14 protein-coding genes and 3 tRNA genes are annotated in these 16,574 nt (G+C 60.6%); 7 read left to right on the forward strand and 10 right to left on the reverse strand.

Annotated elements, in window-relative coordinates; genetic code table 11:
* Positions 1-262: 262 nt before the first annotated feature.
* A tRNA-Gly gene (locus ACSQ2W_RS00005) sits at positions 263-336 on the reverse strand.
* Positions 337-359: 23 nt separating this feature from the next.
* Positions 360-444, reverse strand: a tRNA-Tyr gene (locus ACSQ2W_RS00010).
* Positions 445-659: 215 nt separating this feature from the next.
* On the opposite strand from ACSQ2W_RS00010, the gene ACSQ2W_RS00015 reads away from it, so the two are divergent.
* Entirely contained in the window at positions 660-1,544 is an 885-nt protein-coding gene (locus tag ACSQ2W_RS00015) for a TrmH family RNA methyltransferase (protein ID WP_436084401.1), read from the forward strand.
* A 6-nt stretch (positions 1,545-1,550) separates the two neighbouring features.
* Here ACSQ2W_RS00015 and ACSQ2W_RS00020 read toward each other — a convergent pair whose 3' ends face one another.
* The 3 genes from ACSQ2W_RS00020 to ACSQ2W_RS00030 form a co-directional block, all read right to left on the reverse strand.
* The gene (locus tag ACSQ2W_RS00020) at positions 1,551-1,829 is read right to left on the reverse strand and encodes a hypothetical protein (protein ID WP_436084402.1); all 279 of its coding nucleotides are present in this window, start codon (positions 1,827-1,829) and stop codon (positions 1,551-1,553) included.
* 61 nt (positions 1,830-1,890) lie between these two features.
* The gene (locus ACSQ2W_RS00025; RefSeq protein ID WP_436081675.1) at positions 1,891-2,103 is read right to left on the reverse strand and encodes an alkylphosphonate utilization protein; all 213 of its coding nucleotides are present in this window, start codon (positions 2,101-2,103) and stop codon (positions 1,891-1,893) included.
* 209 nt (positions 2,104-2,312) lie between these two features.
* Positions 2,313-2,939 carry an FMN-dependent NADH-azoreductase gene (locus tag ACSQ2W_RS00030; protein ID WP_436084403.1) on the reverse strand — a complete coding sequence of 209 codons (627 nt, stop codon included), beginning with the start codon at positions 2,937-2,939 and terminating at the stop codon, positions 2,313-2,315.
* 162 nt (positions 2,940-3,101) lie between these two features.
* Here ACSQ2W_RS00030 and ACSQ2W_RS00035 point away from each other — a divergent pair, with 162 nt between their 5' ends.
* The 4 genes from ACSQ2W_RS00035 to ACSQ2W_RS00050 all read left to right on the forward strand — a co-directional run bounded on the left by ACSQ2W_RS00035 (position 3,102) and on the right by ACSQ2W_RS00050 (position 5,857).
* The gene (locus ACSQ2W_RS00035; RefSeq protein ID WP_436084404.1) at positions 3,102-4,046 is read left to right on the forward strand and encodes a LysR family transcriptional regulator; all 945 of its coding nucleotides are present in this window, start codon (positions 3,102-3,104) and stop codon (positions 4,044-4,046) included.
* A 123-nt stretch (positions 4,047-4,169) separates the two neighbouring features.
* Positions 4,170-4,245, forward strand: a tRNA-Thr gene (locus tag ACSQ2W_RS00040).
* 154 nt (positions 4,246-4,399) lie between these two features.
* Positions 4,400-5,173, forward strand: coding sequence for an NAD kinase (locus ACSQ2W_RS00045; protein WP_436084405.1), 774 nt, complete (start codon positions 4,400-4,402; stop codon positions 5,171-5,173).
* A 144-nt stretch (positions 5,174-5,317) separates the two neighbouring features.
* The gene (locus tag ACSQ2W_RS00050) at positions 5,318-5,857 is read left to right on the forward strand and encodes a hypothetical protein (RefSeq protein WP_436084406.1); all 540 of its coding nucleotides are present in this window, start codon (positions 5,318-5,320) and stop codon (positions 5,855-5,857) included.
* Positions 5,858-5,933: 76 nt separating this feature from the next.
* Here the strand turns inward: ACSQ2W_RS00050 and prfB are convergent.
* The 4 genes from prfB to ACSQ2W_RS00070 all read right to left on the reverse strand — a co-directional run bounded on the left by prfB (position 5,934) and on the right by ACSQ2W_RS00070 (position 11,318).
* Positions 5,934-7,065, reverse strand: a protein-coding gene (gene prfB, locus ACSQ2W_RS00055) for a peptide chain release factor 2 (RefSeq protein ID WP_436084407.1) whose coding sequence is annotated in 2 segments (ribosomal slippage) — positions 5,934-6,995 and positions 6,997-7,065 — 1,131 coding nt in all. Because the reading frame shifts where the segments join, the coding sequence is not laid out codon by codon here.
* A 110-nt stretch (positions 7,066-7,175) separates the two neighbouring features.
* On the reverse strand, positions 7,176-9,629 hold the full coding sequence (locus tag ACSQ2W_RS00060; RefSeq protein WP_436084408.1) for a penicillin-binding protein 1A: 2,454 nt from the start codon (positions 9,627-9,629) through the stop codon (positions 7,176-7,178).
* Positions 9,630-9,993: 364 nt separating this feature from the next.
* On the reverse strand, positions 9,994-11,178 hold the full coding sequence (locus tag ACSQ2W_RS00065) for an N-acetylmuramoyl-L-alanine amidase (RefSeq protein WP_436087626.1): 1,185 nt from the start codon (positions 11,176-11,178) through the stop codon (positions 9,994-9,996).
* Positions 11,179-11,192: 14 nt separating this feature from the next.
* The gene (locus tag ACSQ2W_RS00070; protein ID WP_436084409.1) at positions 11,193-11,318 is read right to left on the reverse strand and encodes a hypothetical protein; all 126 of its coding nucleotides are present in this window, start codon (positions 11,316-11,318) and stop codon (positions 11,193-11,195) included.
* A 685-nt stretch (positions 11,319-12,003) separates the two neighbouring features.
* On the opposite strand from ACSQ2W_RS00070, the gene ACSQ2W_RS00075 reads away from it, so the two are divergent.
* Entirely contained in the window at positions 12,004-14,838 is a 2,835-nt protein-coding gene (locus ACSQ2W_RS00075) for an Rne/Rng family ribonuclease (protein WP_436084410.1), read from the forward strand.
* 159 nt (positions 14,839-14,997) lie between these two features.
* Positions 14,998-15,213 carry a hypothetical protein gene (locus ACSQ2W_RS00080; RefSeq protein WP_436084411.1) on the forward strand — a complete coding sequence of 72 codons (216 nt, stop codon included), beginning with the start codon at positions 14,998-15,000 and terminating at the stop codon, positions 15,211-15,213.
* Positions 15,214-15,380: 167 nt separating this feature from the next.
* On the opposite strand, the gene ACSQ2W_RS00085 is transcribed toward ACSQ2W_RS00080, so the two are convergent.
* Positions 15,381-16,493, reverse strand: coding sequence for a pyridoxal phosphate-dependent aminotransferase (locus ACSQ2W_RS00085; protein ID WP_436087627.1), 1,113 nt, complete (start codon positions 16,491-16,493; stop codon positions 15,381-15,383).
* Between the last annotated feature and the right edge of the window lie 81 nt (positions 16,494-16,574).

Here is a 16,574-nt window from a genome sequence, read left to right on the forward strand (position 1 = left end):
GGGTACGTTTCCTGTGATCAATGAGAATGGATCGTCCGGCGGCGCCGGTTTGGGGAGGCGTTTAAGGGTTTCGGAAGAATTGCGCAAGACTTAATTATTTTGCGCCCGTCCAAGACCTTGGCCTCTTGATAATGTCTATGTGGGGATTGCCGAGCGCGATTCCAACGCCGCCGACGACAAAGGCGCAAGTTGGCGCAAATCAACGACTTATGCGCGATTGCTAGCGAAACACTTCAGGCGACGGGATTGCTTGACCATTTGCTGGAGCGGGTAGCGGGAATCGAACCCGCGTATTCAGCTTGGAAGGCTGCTGCTCTACCATTGAGCTATACCCGCGGGTCATGATCCGTCTGACAGAATGGTGGAGGGAGTTGGATTTGAACCAACGTAGGCTGAGCCAACGGATTTACAGTCCGTCCCCTTTAACCACTCGGGCATCCCTCCATATTCTGTCGGGATCAAGCGACCAGGCATTTCAGATCGAAGCGCTCTGCCGGAGCAAGGCACCCCTTCGATCTGCGCCGGGTATATGACCGCCCCGTTTCATCCTGTCAACACGATCGGTCAGAAAAAGTTGCGAAATTCGCCATAAAGATTGCGAGCCGTCGATTTCGCGAAAAACGGTTCCCCGTGCCCTCGATCACCAGTATAAGGCGGGCATGAGCAAAGATATTCCGGGCGACAAGAGCGCCAAAGACACCCATTATGCCACTCTCCGCCGCGCCCATCGCGACGCCCGGCGCGAGCGCGGCGAAATTCCGACGCCCGTCCAGGACCGCCGCAAGAAAACATCAAATGCCGACTGGAAGGCACCTCAGCTGGCGCCCGACCAGGTCCTGCTCTACGGCATCCACACCGTTCGTGCCGCGCTCGATAATCCTGAACGCCAGATCACCAAGCTGTCGGTGACGCAGAACGCGCTTGTGCGGCTCGAAACCGGTCCGGTCGAATCGCTCGGCTTTCCGGTGGAAATCGTCACGCCGCAGGATCTCGACAAGTTACTCGGGCCAGACGCCATCCATCAGGGCGCCATGCTGGAAACACAGCCCCTGCCCGTTCGCCGCCTTTCGGCACTGACGGACAGCCCGCTGATCCTCGTGCTCGACCAGGTCACCGACCCGCACAATGTCGGCGCCATCATGCGCTCGGCCGTCGCCTTCGATGCCGGAGCGCTGATCACCACCATGCGCCACAGCCCGACGGAATCTGGCGTCATGGCCAAGTCCGCTTCCGGCGCGCTGGAAATGATCCCCTATATCCAGATCACCAATCTGGCCGATGCGCTGGAAGAACTGCACAGGCTCGGCTTCGTTTCGGTCGGTCTTGATTCGGAAGGCCCTGCCCCCCTCGAGCAGGCACTGTCCGGCGACAAGATCGCGCTCGTGCTCGGCGCCGAAGGCAAGGGATTGCGGCAGAAGACGCGCCAGACCGTCAATGCGCTCGCCCGGCTCGATATGCCCGGCGCCATCAAGTCGCTCAATGTCTCCAACGCCGCGGCAATCGCCATGTATGCCGCGAGCAGTTACCTGGCCAACAAGGCGTGACCGGCGTTATTGGGTGAGGTTCAGCTTGCCGACCGACAGTCTGGCTTCGGGGCAGCCGTCCCGCAGCTTGCGCCATGTGGTGACATTGAGTGCCATTTCGCAGCGTGCCAGATAGGTGAAATCGCCGATGCGAATGCAGGTGGTCTGGCCAAGCTCGAGTTTCGAACCATCGCGATCGCGGCAAGTGCAGCGTATGTTCGGCGGCGACGCATGCGACAGAGCGGGAAGTATCCCGGCAAAGGCCGAAACGAGCATGACCAACAAGAGAGCCGGAGCGCTTTTCATAGCTAGAGCTTAATACAAAAACGCTCGCCCTCCAAGCAAAGCAGGCGGCGCCCTGCGTCGATCAAGCCTTCTTCAGGAACTCGGTGCGCAGTACCAGGCCCTTGATCTTGGCGTGGCGGCACTCGACTTCCTGCGGATCATCGGTGAGGTGGATACCCTTGATCATCGTGCCCCGCTTGAGCGTCTCCGAGGTGCCCTTAACCTTCAGATCCTTAATGAGCGTAACGTTGTCGCCCTCGACGAGGATCGTGCCGTTGCTGTCCCTGACGTCCATTTTCGATTCCAATTCATGATGCTGTAAAGCTTGTGATCGGCGTCTACCGCCTTGGACGTTGCTTGTCCAGTCGGCCTCGAAAGGCAGATGGTAGCGCGCTTCCGTGCGCGAGCCCATGAAGGGAAAACCGTTTATCCTGGCTATCGCCACATAGAAAAGCCGGACACTTGGCGTGCCCGGCTTTCAAGGTTCTGCGATCCCGCGCGTGATCAGGCGGCGATATCGAAATGACCGCGATCGGCGATCGCCTTTTCAGCCTCGGTGATTGCTGCTTCCTTCGAATCCGGGCTGATGGAGAGGCCTTCGGCACGAACGAATTCGACATCGGTGATGCCGATGAAGCCGAACACCGTGCTCAGGTAGGTCTCCTGATGGTCCATTGCGCTCATCGGAGAAGCACCCGAATAATGGCCGCCACGGGTCGAGGCAACAATCACCTTCTTGCCCTTTGCCAGACCTTCAACACCGGATTCGGTGTAGCGGAAGGTGGTTCCGGCAACGAGGATGCGGTCGATCCAGGTCTTCAACTGGCTCGGGATGGCGAAATTGTACATCGGTGCGCCGATGACGATGACGTCGGCAGCGAGAAATTCGTTGAGCGAGGCGCGGCCGGCGTCAAGCTCGGAAACGAGGGTGGCATCGAGCCCCTCGGGGTTGGCCGAGGCCGCCATCAGGTGCGAACCGTTGAGATGCGCCAGAGGAGCGGCGGCGAGATCGCGGTAGGTGACCGTGTCGCCCGGGCGCTCTGCCTTGATGCGTGCAACGATCGACGCTGTCAGGCGACGGGATACGGAATGATCTCCGAGGATACCGGAGTCGATGTGGAGAATGTTCATGTTGGCACCTTCGTGTCTTGAGTGGCGTTTGGGTGCATTACATATGAATTTAAAACAATGAGCCGAGAAGTCCGCCCTTCTTTGACAGACTGTTTCCTGATAGAGACAATACCAGTCTCGACATTGGCCAGTCTCGACTTTGGACGGAACGGAAGGTGTGACATGCAGGACCTGAACGACCTCGCCCTGTTTGCTGCCGTGGTGAAGCACAAGGGCTTTTCCGCCGCGGCGCGGGTACTCAACATCCCGAAATCCAAGCTCAGCAAGCATGTGGCGCGGCTAGAGCAGCAGCTTGACGTTCGCCTCCTCGAACGCTCGACGCGCAAGCTGCGGGTGACCGAGATCGGCCAGGCCTTCTACGAGCGCTGCGAGACGATCCTCTCCGGCGTCGAGGCGGCGGAAGCGGTGGTCGCGGCGGCCAAGAGCGAGCCGTCCGGCATCGTCCGCCTCGCCTGCCCGATCGGCTTCACGCCGATGGTCGGCCATATCCTGCCCGCCTTCCACCGGCGCTATCCCGGCGTCAGGTTGCTGATCACCACCACCAACCGGCGGATCGACCTGGTCGAAGAGCGCATCGACATTGCACTACGGGCTCGCGACAATCTCGATACCGACAATCACCTGATCGTACGCAAGCTTGGACAGGCGCGCCAGTTCCTCGCGGCAAGTCCGGCACTAATGGCCAGGATCGGCAGCGTGACGATCGACACACTCGGCAGGATGCCGACGCTTTCGATGAACGAACAGCACGGCTCCGACGCGTGGCAGCTCAATCACACCGACGGAACGAAGCGCGATATCGTCCACCAGCCGATCATCGGCTGCAGCGATTTCGGCATTCTCGAGCGTGCGGCAATCGAAGGCGTCGGGATTGCGCTTCTGCCGGATCATCTTTGCGCGCGCGCCTTCCGCACCGGCGTACTCTTGCCCGTGCTGCCGGAATGGTCTTCCAACGACGCCATCGTTCACCTGGTTTTCACCTCGCGCCACGGCATCCTGCCCGGCGTCCGGGCGCTCATCGACTTCCTCGTCGAAAATCTGCCCGGCGCCATGTCTCGTTGCAAGGAAATCGATCCGGCCCCGGCGATGCTGGAGGCAGCGGAATAGTATGGGTGCCGGAAGACGAGGCCATGGGTTGCGACTGTGCGCATCGCAGCCGGAAAACCGGACTGCCAAGTGCGTTTTCGCTTTACACGCGATCAGAATATGCTAACTCCCTGCCCACATGCTGCCCTTATAGCTCAGTTGGTAGAGCACCTGATTTGTAATCAGGGGGTCCCGGGTTCGAGTCCTGGTGGGGGCACCATTCTTTTCCTTTCCCGCCTTGATCTTTTATGCATGATACCGATGGTATCGGCAGCGGTGATACCTGCCGCCAGTTGAAGAACGGACGCGCAGGACTTCTTCGAGGGCTCTCTCAGTTCGCCGGCGCCCATTTCTTAAAAGCATACAGGCATTTCATGGCTCGCACGTTCAAAACCATCGCTTTCGCAGCCTCCGGCACCATCGAAGCGCAGAGGGCTGCAGAGGAATTGATCGCTCTTTACGGCCAGCATGATCCCGACGAAGCAGACGTGATCGTGGCGCTCGGCGGCGATGGCTTCATGCTGCACACGCTGCACAAGACGATGAATTCCGGCAAGCTGGTCTACGGCATGAACCGAGGCTCGATCGGCTTTCTGATGAACCGTTACAGTACCGAGAACCTGCACGAGCGCCTCGCGGAGGCTGTCGAGAACACGTTCCGGCCGCTGGAAATGCAGACCACCGATACCGATGGCAAGCGCTTCCGGGCGCTCGCCATCAACGAGGTCTATCTTTTTCGCCAGTCCTATCAGGCCGCGAAACTGCGGGTCGTCGTCGATGGCCGTGTCAGGCTGGAGGAGTTGATCTGCGACGGCGTCCTGCTGTCCACGCCGGCAGGCTCCACCGCCTACAACCTCTCCGCCCACGGGCCCATCCTGCCGCTCGAAGCGCCGCTTTTGGCGCTGACGCCCGTCAGCCCCTTCCGGCCCCGGCGCTGGCGTGGTGCACTACTGCCCAACAAGGTGACCGTCGACATCGCCATTCTCGAACCGGACAAACGCCCGGTCAACGCAGTGGCCGATCACGTCGAGGTCAAGTCGGTCGTCCAGGTCCGGATCGCCGAATCCGAGAAGATGACGGCGCATATTCTCTCGGACCCTGACTATTCCTGGTCTGACCGCATTCTTGCCGAGCAATTCTCGAACTAGCGCGGCGTCCGTACCCGCAATCTTTTGAGTTGGAATCGATTCCCGCCGAAGGTTGTGCAAGAATTCAACGTGCCTTCGGGCCTGCGGGGGACAACAGCACCCGAGCAATCCTGCTGTCACACGCGTGCACCAAAGGCGACGACGATGCTCCAGTTTCGAAATTTCAGGGCAGCCACGCTTTCCGCCTGTTGTCTTGCCTTGCTCCTCGCCGTCGGATCTTCCGCCCATACCGACGACCCTGTTCTCATGCCCGACAATGTCATTTTCGTCACGAGTACCGGATATTGGGAAGAAAGTGGCGATCCGCTGGCCGTGCTTGACCCGAACGCCGCCAAGACGGAAAACGCGCCGGCAGCGAGTTCGTCGCCCGCGGCAGCACAGCGCGGATATTACAAGCTTGTCGCCGTGCGTCAGCCCGAGGGAAATACTCACGTCTTCCTGCAGCAGATCGCACTTGGCGCCGCAGGGCCGAAGGTGGTTTCGTCCGCGGAACTCGAAGAGTTTTCGGCGATGAAAGTCTACGTGACCGACATCCGGCCGGAAACATCGGATGGCGTTTCCCGCCAGCCCGGATTGTTTGCCACCGTCTATCTGAAGACCGATCCTGGCGCGACGGAACCGGAAACCTGGACCGTGCTGATCGACGACATCGGCGACATCAAGGTCGAGCGCGAAACCAACTGACCAAGATGCATCCTCAGAAGCAAAAACCGGGCGATCGAGGCGCCCGGCTTTTTTTGTTTGTCACCCACGTGTAGTCTTAGGCGAGATCGTCGACCAGGGCATCAGCGCCGCCACTGACCCTGTGGGCCAGAGCCGCTTCCATGAACTCGTTGAGATCTCCGTCAAGCACGTCGTCTGGCGCCGTGCTTGCTACCCCGGTACGCAGGTCCTTGACCAGCTGGTAGGGCTGCAGCACGTAGGAGCGGATCTGGTGGCCCCAGCCGATATCGGTCTTCGACGCGGCTTCGGCGTTGGCCGCGTCTTCGCGCTTCTTCAGCTCCGATTCGTAGAGACGGGCGCGCAGCATGTCCCAAGCCTTGGCCTTGTTCTTGTGCTGCGAGCGCTCTTGCTGGCACTGCACGACGATGCCGGAGGGCATGTGCGTGATGCGCACGGCCGAATCGGTCGTATTGACGTGCTGGCCGCCGGCGCCGGACGAGCGATAGGTGTCGATGCGGCAATCGCTCTCGTTGATGTCGATCTGGATCGAATCGTCGACCACCGGGTAGACCCAGATGGACGAGAACGAGGTATGACGCCGGGCGTTGCTGTCATAGGGCGAGATCCGAACCAGCCGATGCACGCCCGATTCGGTCTTCAGCCAGCCATAGGCATTGTGGCCCTTGACCAGCAGGGTCGCCGATTTGATCCCAGCTTCTTCGCCGTCATGGATTTCCATCAACTCGACCTTGAAGCCCTGCCGTTCGGCCCAGCGGGTATACATGCGCAGAAGCATGTTTGCCCAGTCCTGGCTTTCGGTGCCGCCGGCGCCGGAATGCACCTCAAGATAGGTGTCGTTGCTATCCGCCTCGCCCGATAGCATCGCTTCGACCTGGCGCCGCGCCGCTTCGGCCCGAAGCACCTTTAACGCCTCTTCCGCATCCTTGACGATGTCGGCATCGCCTTCTTCCTCGCCCAGTTCGATGAGGTCGATGGCATCCTGCATCTGCCGTTCGAAAGAGCGAACGCTGTTGATGCCGTCATCGAGCTGCTGGCGCTCGCGCATCAGTTTCTGCGCTTCGCTCGCATCGTTCCAGAGGTTTGGATCCTCAGCCTTGTTGTTCAACCAGTCCAGCCGTCTTACCGCCTGGTCCCAGTCAAAGATGCCTCCTCAGCAGGCTTATGGCCTGCTTGATTTCGTCGACGATATTCTCGATTTCGGTCCGCATTGTCCTGCTTCTTGCACTCGAATGAAATGTGCGCCGTGAATAACGGCACCCGCCGTTCCTGTAAAGACGGCGGGCGTCGGTAAGGGAAGATTAGCTAGGGTCAGGCGGAGTCAAAACAGTCCGCTCGAGCCACGGTTGATGGCGTCGTTTGCCTGCGGCGAAGCCTTCAGGATTTCCTCCGGCGGAATATACTCGGCGCCGCCATCGATCACCGAGAAGCTCTCGGCCGGGCCAGTCCCGGGCTTGAAGGCTTCGATGATGGTGTCCGGGTCGCCCTCGGCCGCCGCCATGCCGGTCTTGCGGTTGACGGGAATAAGGCTCATTCCCTCCGGCGGCACGAACTTGACCGGGCGCGTGCCCTGCATCGCTATCTGCATGAAATCGTTAAATACCGGGGCAGCAAGACCGCCGCCCGTCGCGCCGCGTCCGAGCGGCGCCGGATTGTCGAAGCCGAGATAGAGGCCGGCGACCATGTCCGGCGTGTAGCCGACGAACCAGGCATCCTTTTCGTCATTGGTCGTGCCGGTCTTGCCGGCCACCGGGCGATCGAGCTTGATCTTGCCGGCAGCGGTGCCGCGGGTGATCACGCCTTCCATCATCGAGGTGATCTGATAGGCGGTCATCGGATCGAGAACCTGTTCACGATTGTCCGTGAGAACCGGTTCTTCCTGGTCTTCCCAATCAGCAGCATTGCAATTGTCGCAAGTGCGCTCCTCGTGGCGGAAGATCGTCTTGCCGTAGCGGTCCTGAATGCGGTCGATCATCGACGGCTTGATCTGCTTGCCGCCATTGGCAAGCACCGCATAGGCCGAAACCATCCGCAGCACCGTCGTTTCGCCCGAACCGAGCGACATGGCCAGTACCGGCATCATCTTGTCGTAAATGCCGAAGCGTTCGGCATATTCGGCAACCACGTTCATGCCCATGTCGTTTGCAAGGCGAACAGTCATCAGGTTGCGCGATTTCTCGATGCCGAGACGCAACGTCGATGGGCCGGCCGAACCGCCACCGTAGTTTTCGGGCCGCCAGACCTGACCGCCGGTCACGAGTTCAAACGGGGCATCGAGAATGACGGATGCCGGCGTATATCCCTGGTCGAGCGCCGCCGCGTAGACGAAGGGCTTGAAGGACGAGCCGGGCTGGCGCATCGCCTGCGTCGCGCGGTTGAATTCCGACTGCCCGTAGGAAAAGCCCCCGGCCATGGCCAGAACGCGGCCGGTCTGCGGGTCCATGGCAACAAGGCCGCCCTGCACTTTCGGCGGCTGACGCAGGCGAAACTCGCCGTCCACGTCCGTCGCCTCGACATAGACGACATCGCCCGGGCCGACGACGCCTTCCGGCGATTTAGCCGACTTGCGATCCCCCGTCGACGAGCGATAGGCCCACTGCATGTTCTTTGCCGTAATGTGCCCGGTCAGGCGGTCGGCGCCGACTTTGCCGCCGCCATCCTTTTCCGGCTGAATACCGATTTCGGCACCGTTTTCGTCGACGGCGAGCACGACCGCAAGCTTCCACTCCGGCACATCGGAAAGCGCATCTAGCTTGCCGAGCGGCTCGCCCCAGTCGCCGCCGATCTCGATCGTCTTCAGTGCGCCATGGAAACCGCGCCGCTCGTCATAGGAGACCAGCGCATTCTGCAGCGCCTTGCGCGCCTCGACCTGCAGCCTGGGATCAAGCGAGGTGCGAACGGACAGGCCGCCTTCGTAGAGCGCATTGTCGCCGTAGCGTTGGATGATCTGGCGCCGGACTTCCTCGGCAAAGTATTCCGAGGCGAACAGGTGCGAGCCGCCGCGCCGGACGCTGACGCCAAGCGGCTGTTTCTTCGCTTCCTCGCCATCGGCCTTGGTGACGTAGCCGTTCTCGACCATGCGGTCGATGACCCAGTCGCGGCGTTCGAGCGCTGCCTTTTCGCGGCGGAACGGATGATAGTTGGAAGGGCCCTTCGGCAGTGCCGCCAGATAGGCCGTCTCGGCAACGGTCAGTTCGGTCACCGACTTGTCGAAATAGGTGAGTGCTGCGCCGGCGATGCCGTAGGAATTCAGGCCGAAGAAAATCTCGTTGAGGTAAAGTTCGAGAATGCGGTCCTTGCTGTAGGCCTGCTCGATGCGGAAGGACAGGATCGCTTCCTTGACCTTGCGGTCGATCGTCTGGTCGGCCGAAAGCAGGAAGTTCTTGGCGACCTGCTGGGTGATCGTGGACGCGCCAACTGGGCGACGACCGGAACCGAAGTTCTGCAGGTTGACCGTGATGGCGCGGGCAAGACCGGTGATGTCGACGCCCGGATGCTGATAGAAATTCTTGTCTTCGGCCGAGATGAAGGCGGCCTTGACGCGGTCTGGAATGGCCTGGATCGGCAAATAAAGGCGGCGTTCGCGAGCATATTCGGCCATCAAGGCGCCATTGCCGGCGTGAACGCGCGTCGTTACCGGCGGCGCGTAGCTGTTGAGAACCTCATAATCAGGCAAGTCCTTGGTCACGTGGCCAAGATAGATGGCGGCAGCTGCGGCCACGCCGAGCACCAGAAATGCGCCAATGCCAAAGAAATATCCAATCAGTCTGATCATCAGCCAGATACCGGTACCCTGTTGTCGTTTCTCTGTGCGGAGCACGCGAGCATGGTGGGCCTACCCCGCACCTTGTCCGAATGCAATCACGCCGAACGAATTAAACCGCAAAGAACGGCGCTGCCGGTTGTCCCGCAGCCGCCCTTTACGTCTACGATCGGCCACCTCTTCCCGATTACCGATCGCATAATTCAGGTTCCGGATAGCGACCGGATTGTGAGCAAAATAGGGCTTTTCGCGTATTAAACACGCGCATCCCCTTGAAAACGATATCGCTGTTACTTCAGCGACACAAATCACATCAAATGTTATTGCTTTGGAAAACAGGAAAACGGCTCAAAGCGCATTCGCCACGACGATATCTTTAACCGCCATTTGCCACCGACCCGCCCCGATAGCTGCGCACCGCACCGGCCAAAAGATCCGCGACTTTCTTGCGCCAAACCGGATCGACCAGCAACTTCTCGTCCTGCTTGTTGGACAGAAATCCGAGCTCCAGCAGGATCGACGGGACGTCGGGCGCCTGCAGAACCCGGAAGCCGGCATGGCGGTGGGGATTGTTGATGAGGTTGATCTGCCCCTCGAAGGACGAAACCACGGAGCGCGCCAGATTGACCGAGAACGCCTGCGTCTCGCGGCGCGTCAGATCGATAAGGATGTCGGCAACCTCGGCGGGTTCGCTCTTCAATGTAATTCCGGCAATCTCGTCGGACAGGTTCTCACGCTCGGCGAGGTTGGCCGCCAGATGGTCGGACGCCTTGTCGGAGATCGTATAAACGGTCGCGCCGCGGATATCGCGCTGCTTGAGCGTATCGGCATGCACGGAAATGAAGAGATTGGCGCCGTGCTGGCGGGCAATCTGCACCCGTTCCGGCAAGGACAGGAACTCGTCCTTTTCCCGCGTCAGGAACGCCTTGACACCCGTCTCCTTGTTGAGCGTCTCCACCAGTTCGCCCGCAAAGGCGAGCGTCACGCTCTTTTCTTCCATCTTGGTTTCAGAGCCGATCGCGCCGGTATCGATGCCGCCATGCCCGGCATCGATGGCGATCACAAATTGTCCTGCGGCCGGCGGGTCGATGACACGGCCCGCCTTGATGGCCGTCACGGTGCCCGTCCATTTCTGTTCCTCAAGGAGCCCCGAAAAGCGCTCCTCAGTCACACGCTCCGCATCAAGTACCAGCCGGAAGCCCCTACCCTCCTCGTCGGCCATCACATCCGCGACTGTGATCTCCACTGGCTTGTTTGCCGTCAGCACGACGCGCGCGCTACCGGCCCCCATGGCACCGTAACGGATTTCCGTGAACAGGCCGCGCGCCGCAAGGTCCTCCGGTTTCAATCCGAACGAGGTTTCGGGCAAATCGACAATGACGCGCGTCGGGTTGGCAACGTAGTGAACGAAGAAAACCGGCTTCTTGTCGAAATCGATGACAACCCGTGTGCGGGCGTCATCGCCCGCGATCCGTGCGCCATAAGCGAGCAACGGGGCTTCGGCGGCCTGTGCGGCGGGTACCGAACACAGGAAGAAAAGCCCCAGCAAACCTTGCCGCATCATCGCAGATAGGATCAAACCCGCTTTTCCTTGTCGCCAACGCTCCGCAGGATGCGCGACCGGCGCATCACGGACAATTCGGACACGGCCTCCTGATTCAGGATCTGGCGATGCACACCGCCGGTTGCCACTACGATCATCCATGACCCCTTATGGTTAACCAAACATTGCCGAACGCGGCAAACACCTGCGGCCACCGGTCGCCGCACCGAAAAACAAGCCTTAAAGCTGCCAGAACCGGCATCCTGGCAGTGCATACCCCGACAAGCGAATCAATCAATATTATGGCCGTTCCGGCTTTTCCCTTGCCATTGTGGCATAGAAAACATAAAAGCTTCACAGGGAGAAAGTGTTGACGGGATAGAATCGACTACCGGCAGCCAAAGGGTTTTTAAAGCCCCGGCGCCAGAGCATGATCGGAACAGGTAAGACCCGGTTCAACGTGGATCATGTCTCGGACAAGCAGTCGCGCTTCATCCGCCGTCGCTCCACCTTCTCCTCGCATACTGAATCGTGAAATTCCGGCGGTGGCCGGTGCGTTTATGGTGACGATCACCGAAGGCCCGTGAGCGGGCACATTCATCGGGCCTCCAGGGCCTACTACATTGGCATTCTTGTTTGGTCATTGACGTTGTCTCAGCAGTATCGGTCAGAAGTAAACAGGCCCCGGAACGAAACCGTTCCGGCTGCCGTCTGGCTGTTGGACCATCTCCCCGACCACGCAGGAACATTCACATCCGGCGAAAAACCTGAACTGTATGGAACGTGTCCTCCGGGGCGCGTTTTTCCTGCTGTTTCACAGGTGCGCCGAGGAGCACCACTTACATGGCAGAGAAAATGCTTATCGATGCGTCTCACGCTGAAGAGACGCGCGTCGTTGTCGTACGCGGAAACCGCATAGAAGAATTCGACTTCGAATCCGAACACAAGAAACAGATCCGCGGCAACATCTACCTCGCGAAAGTCACGCGCGTAGAGCCGTCGCTGCAGGCCGCCTTCGTCGATTACGGCGGCAACCGCCACGGCTTCCTGGCCTTCGCCGAAATCCACCCCGACTACTACCAGATCCCGCTCGCCGACCGGCAGGCACTGCTGAAGGCGGAAGCTGAGGAAGCGCGCCGGGATGACGATATCGAGCATGTCGAGACCGGGACGGATCTCGGCCCTGATTCCGATGAGGAAACAGTAGCTGCAACGGAAGAAACTGTTGCCGAGCCGGAAGAAGCCGCAGTCGCGGAAAAGCCGAAGGCCAAGGCAAAGCGCCCGCGCCGGACCAAGAAGGCGGCAGCCGAGACGGTCGAAGCCGTGGCGGAGACCGCCGACGCCGATGGCGAGGAAGGTTCGACCGGCGAGATGGCCGCCATGGTCGATACCGACAGCATCTCAGAAGAGACGCGCGGCCGCCGCCGCAATTCCGATGACGATGATGACGACGATGGTCATCAGGAGGAAAAGGAAGTCATCGAATCCGTCGGCGCCGAAGACGCCATGGAAGAAGTGCCGGATCGTCAGGTTCGCAAGCCACGCAAGCAGTACCGCATCCAGGAAGTCATCAAGCGCCGGCAGATCCTGCTGGTACAGGTGGCCAAGGAAGAACGCGGCAACAAGGGCGCGGCACTGACCACCTACCTGTCGCTCGCCGGCCGCTATTCGGTGCTGATGCCGAACACGGCGCGGGGCGGCGGCATCTCGCGCAAGATCACCAACCTGCCGGACCGCAAGCGCCTGAAGGAAATCGCGCGCGCACTCGACGTGCCGCAGGGCATGGGCGTCATCCTGCGCACCGCCGGTGCCAACCGCACCAAGGTAGAGGTCAAGCGCGACTTCGAATATCTGATGCGCCTGTGGGAAAACGTCCGCACGCTGACGCTGTCCTCGACCGCTCCCTGCCTCGTCTATGAAGAAGGCAGCCTGATCAAGCGCTCGATCCGCGACCTTTACAACAAGGATATCAGCGAGATCATCGTTGCCGGCGAGGAAGGCTACAAGGAAGCCAAGGGCTTCATGAAGATGCTGATGCCGAGCCACGCCAAGGTGGTTCAGCCGTACCGCGACGTGCACCCGATCTTCTCGCGCTCGGGCATCGAAGCCCAGCTCGACCGCATGCTGGTGCCGCAGGTGACGCTGAAGTCCGGCGGCTACATCATCATCAACCAGACCGAAGCGCTGGTCGCGATCGACGTCAACTCGGGCCGCTCGACCCGTGAACATTCGATCGAGGATACCGCACTCCAGACGAACCTCGAAGCGGCCGAGGAAGTCGCCCGCCAGCTGCGCCTGCGCGACCTTGCCGGTCTCGTGGTCGTCGACTTCATCGACATGGAAGAAAAGCGCAACAACCGCGCTGTCGAGAAGCGTCTGAAGGATCATCTGAAGAACGACCGGGCCCGCATCCAGGTCGGCCGCATCTCGCATTTCGGCCTGCTCGAAATGTCGCGCCAGCGCATCCGCGCGTCCGTTCTCGAATCGACGATGCAGATCTGCCCGCATTGCAACGGCACGGGCCATGTGCGTTCGCAGTCTTCCGTCGCCCTGCATGTCCTGCGCGGCGTGGAAGAATATCTGCTGAAGAACACCACGCACAACATCACCGTGCGCTCCACGCCGGATATCGCGCTCTACCTGCTCAACCACAAGCGCGGCACGATCGTCGATTATGAAGAACGTTTCGGCGTTCAGATCATCATCGAGGCGGACGCCCATGTCGGCGCGCAGCATTTTGCCATCGATCGTGGCGAAGCCGTCGAAAATCCGGTCAAGATCGACCAGATCATCCACTTCGAACCCGAGCCTGAGGAGGACGATGATATCGTCATCGAAGAGGATATCGAGGACGAAGAAGAAGTCGCAGTCGAGGCCAAGGCTGAGCGCGCCGAGCGCGAGCCGTCAGCACAGGGCGACGACCAGGGCAACCGCAAGCGCAAGCGCCGCCGCCGGCGTCGTGGCGGCCGCGGTACCGGCCCGAACGGTGAACAGCCGTCCGCAGAAGCCGGTGCCCGTGCCGACGACATGTTGGATGAGGATGGCGACGAGGACGAAGGCGACGACGATGCCGTTCAGGCAGCTGCCGATGACGCCCAGGATGCAGGGCTGAGCGAGGAAGAACGCCAGAAGCGCAAGCGCCGCCGCCGCGGCAAGCGTGGCGGCCGACGCAACCGGCCGGACGAAGCCGAGGGCGAAAACCTTGCCGTCAGTGGCGAAACGGCGAACGATGAACTATTGGAGACTGAATTCGACGCATCGCCGGCTATCGCAGCCGAGGCAACTGCATCGGCTGCGGCAACAACAGAAGAGGCGTCCGAGGCACCTGTCGCCGCCGAAGAAGAGGCAAAACCCGCCAAGCCGAAGCGCGGCCGCAGCAAGAAAGCCGTAGCCGCCGCTGTTGAGGAGGCCCCCGTTGTGGAAGCTTCCGTCCCGACCACAGATGCAGAGGCCCAGGCAGCGATCGAAGCACAGCCGCAGGACGTCGCCGTTGCTGAGGAATCCGTCGTCGAAAAGGCAGCGGCTTCCCTTGAGGAGAGCAGGCCGGTTCGAGCCAACCGCGACATCGATTCGATCGCCAGCGAACCGGTGGTAAAATCATCCTCGGCCAGTCAAGACGGCGACGAACCGCCGAAGCCCAAGAAGGGCGGCTGGTGGCAGAAGCGCGGCTTCTTCTGAGCGACATCTGAAGAACTCAAAATGAAAAAACCGGCCGGGCGATTGGCCGGTTTTTTTGTGCCCGTACCTGTTTCATAAGGAACAGCGAAAATAGCAGTCATATAGGATTGTGCCGCCGGGACGAGATGAGCTCGTCGACGCCAACTGGAGGAGGCAATCATGCGACGCTTCGTTATCGCCACGGCCCTTGCCGCCGTTCCGGCGGTTTCCTTGGCAGCATCGTTCCATGCCGACAGCGACAGCCGCCAACGCTTTAATGACTACTATTACAAGAGCTATGACACTGCCTTTGAGCCGATCTGTGTGGTGCGGAAAGTCCGTTCGGTTGACGACCGGGGCAACCCGGTCGTCCGGAAAGTCCGCATTTGCCGCTGAGGCCCGCTGCCTCCCTAGAGAATATCGAGCCATTGCGCGTCCGTTGGACGCGCATCGCAGGCCTCGCGCCCGAGCGCAAGCAAAGCCGCTCAGCGCCTCACAGTTTGATTCAGCATCATCACTTTCTGAATCGAAAAAATCCAGCAATCATCTGATATCGTTCGATGTTACGCCAACCAGCGAGCGATGCGGTCCATCGCCTCGACCATCTCGGCTTCCGCGCCAGCATAGGAAAAGCGCATCGCGCGGTGCCCTTCGAGCGGGTCGAAATCCAGCCCCGGCGTTGCCGCAACGTTGATTTCTGCCAGCATCTTTTTGGCAAAATCCATGCTGTCATTGGTGAACCGGCTGACATCGGCATAGGCATAGAATGCGCCGTCCATCGGCGAGGCGATGGAAAAACCGATCTCGGGCAGGCGTTTCAGCAGGAGTTCGCGGTTGGCGGCATAGGATGCCTTGTAGACGTCAAGCTCGGCCTCGGCGCCAAGGGCTGCTTCGGCTGCGATCTGCGACAGTTCCGGCGGCGAAATATAGAGGCTCTGGGCGATGCGCTCGAAGGCACGCACTTGCATCGGCGGCAGCACCATCCAGCCGATCCTCCAACCGGTCATGCAATAATATTTCGAGAAGGAATTGATGATCACCGCCTCGTCCGTGACGCTGAGAGCGGTCGTCTCCTCGCCCGCAAAGGTCAGGCCGTGGTAGATCTCGTCGGAGATGAAGGCGATGCCGCGGTCGTGGCAGTAGTCGGCCAGCGCCTTCAGTCCCTCCCTGCCCGTGACAGTGCCAGTCGGATTGGCGGGACTTGCCAGGAGAACGCCGTTCAGCGGTTTTCCGGCTTTTGCCGCGGTGGCCTCGAGACTTTGCGGTGTCAGCGTGAACCCGTTTTCGGCATCCGCCTCGACTTCGACAACCGCCACGCCGAGTGCTGCCAGAATGTTGCGGTAGGCCGGATAGCCCGGCCGGGCGATTGCAACGCAGTCACCGGGATCGAACAGGGCCAGGAACGCCAGATTGAAGCCCGCCGATGATCCCGTCGTCACCGCGACCCGTTGCGGATCGACCTCCACGCCGTAGCGCGTACGATAGTGCCTGGCGATCGCCATCCGGAGCGACGAGGTTCCAAGCGCATCCGTATAGCCCAACCGCCCGTGCATGAGTGCCGCACGCGCAGCTTCCAATGCAGCCTTCGGCGCCGGATGGCTCGGTTGCCCGACAGCCATGGAAATAACCGGATATCCGGCTTCACGGCGCTTCGTTGCCTCGGCCAGCACGTCCATGGCATGAAAGGGTTCGACGGAACTGCGGGTAGATAGCGGCTTCAACAGCACATCCTCGATGTTTTTGACCTCTCCGCAGCC

Source organism: Pararhizobium sp. LjRoot255, assembly GCF_964252905.1.
Lineage (GTDB): Bacteria > Pseudomonadota > Alphaproteobacteria > Rhizobiales > Rhizobiaceae > Pararhizobium.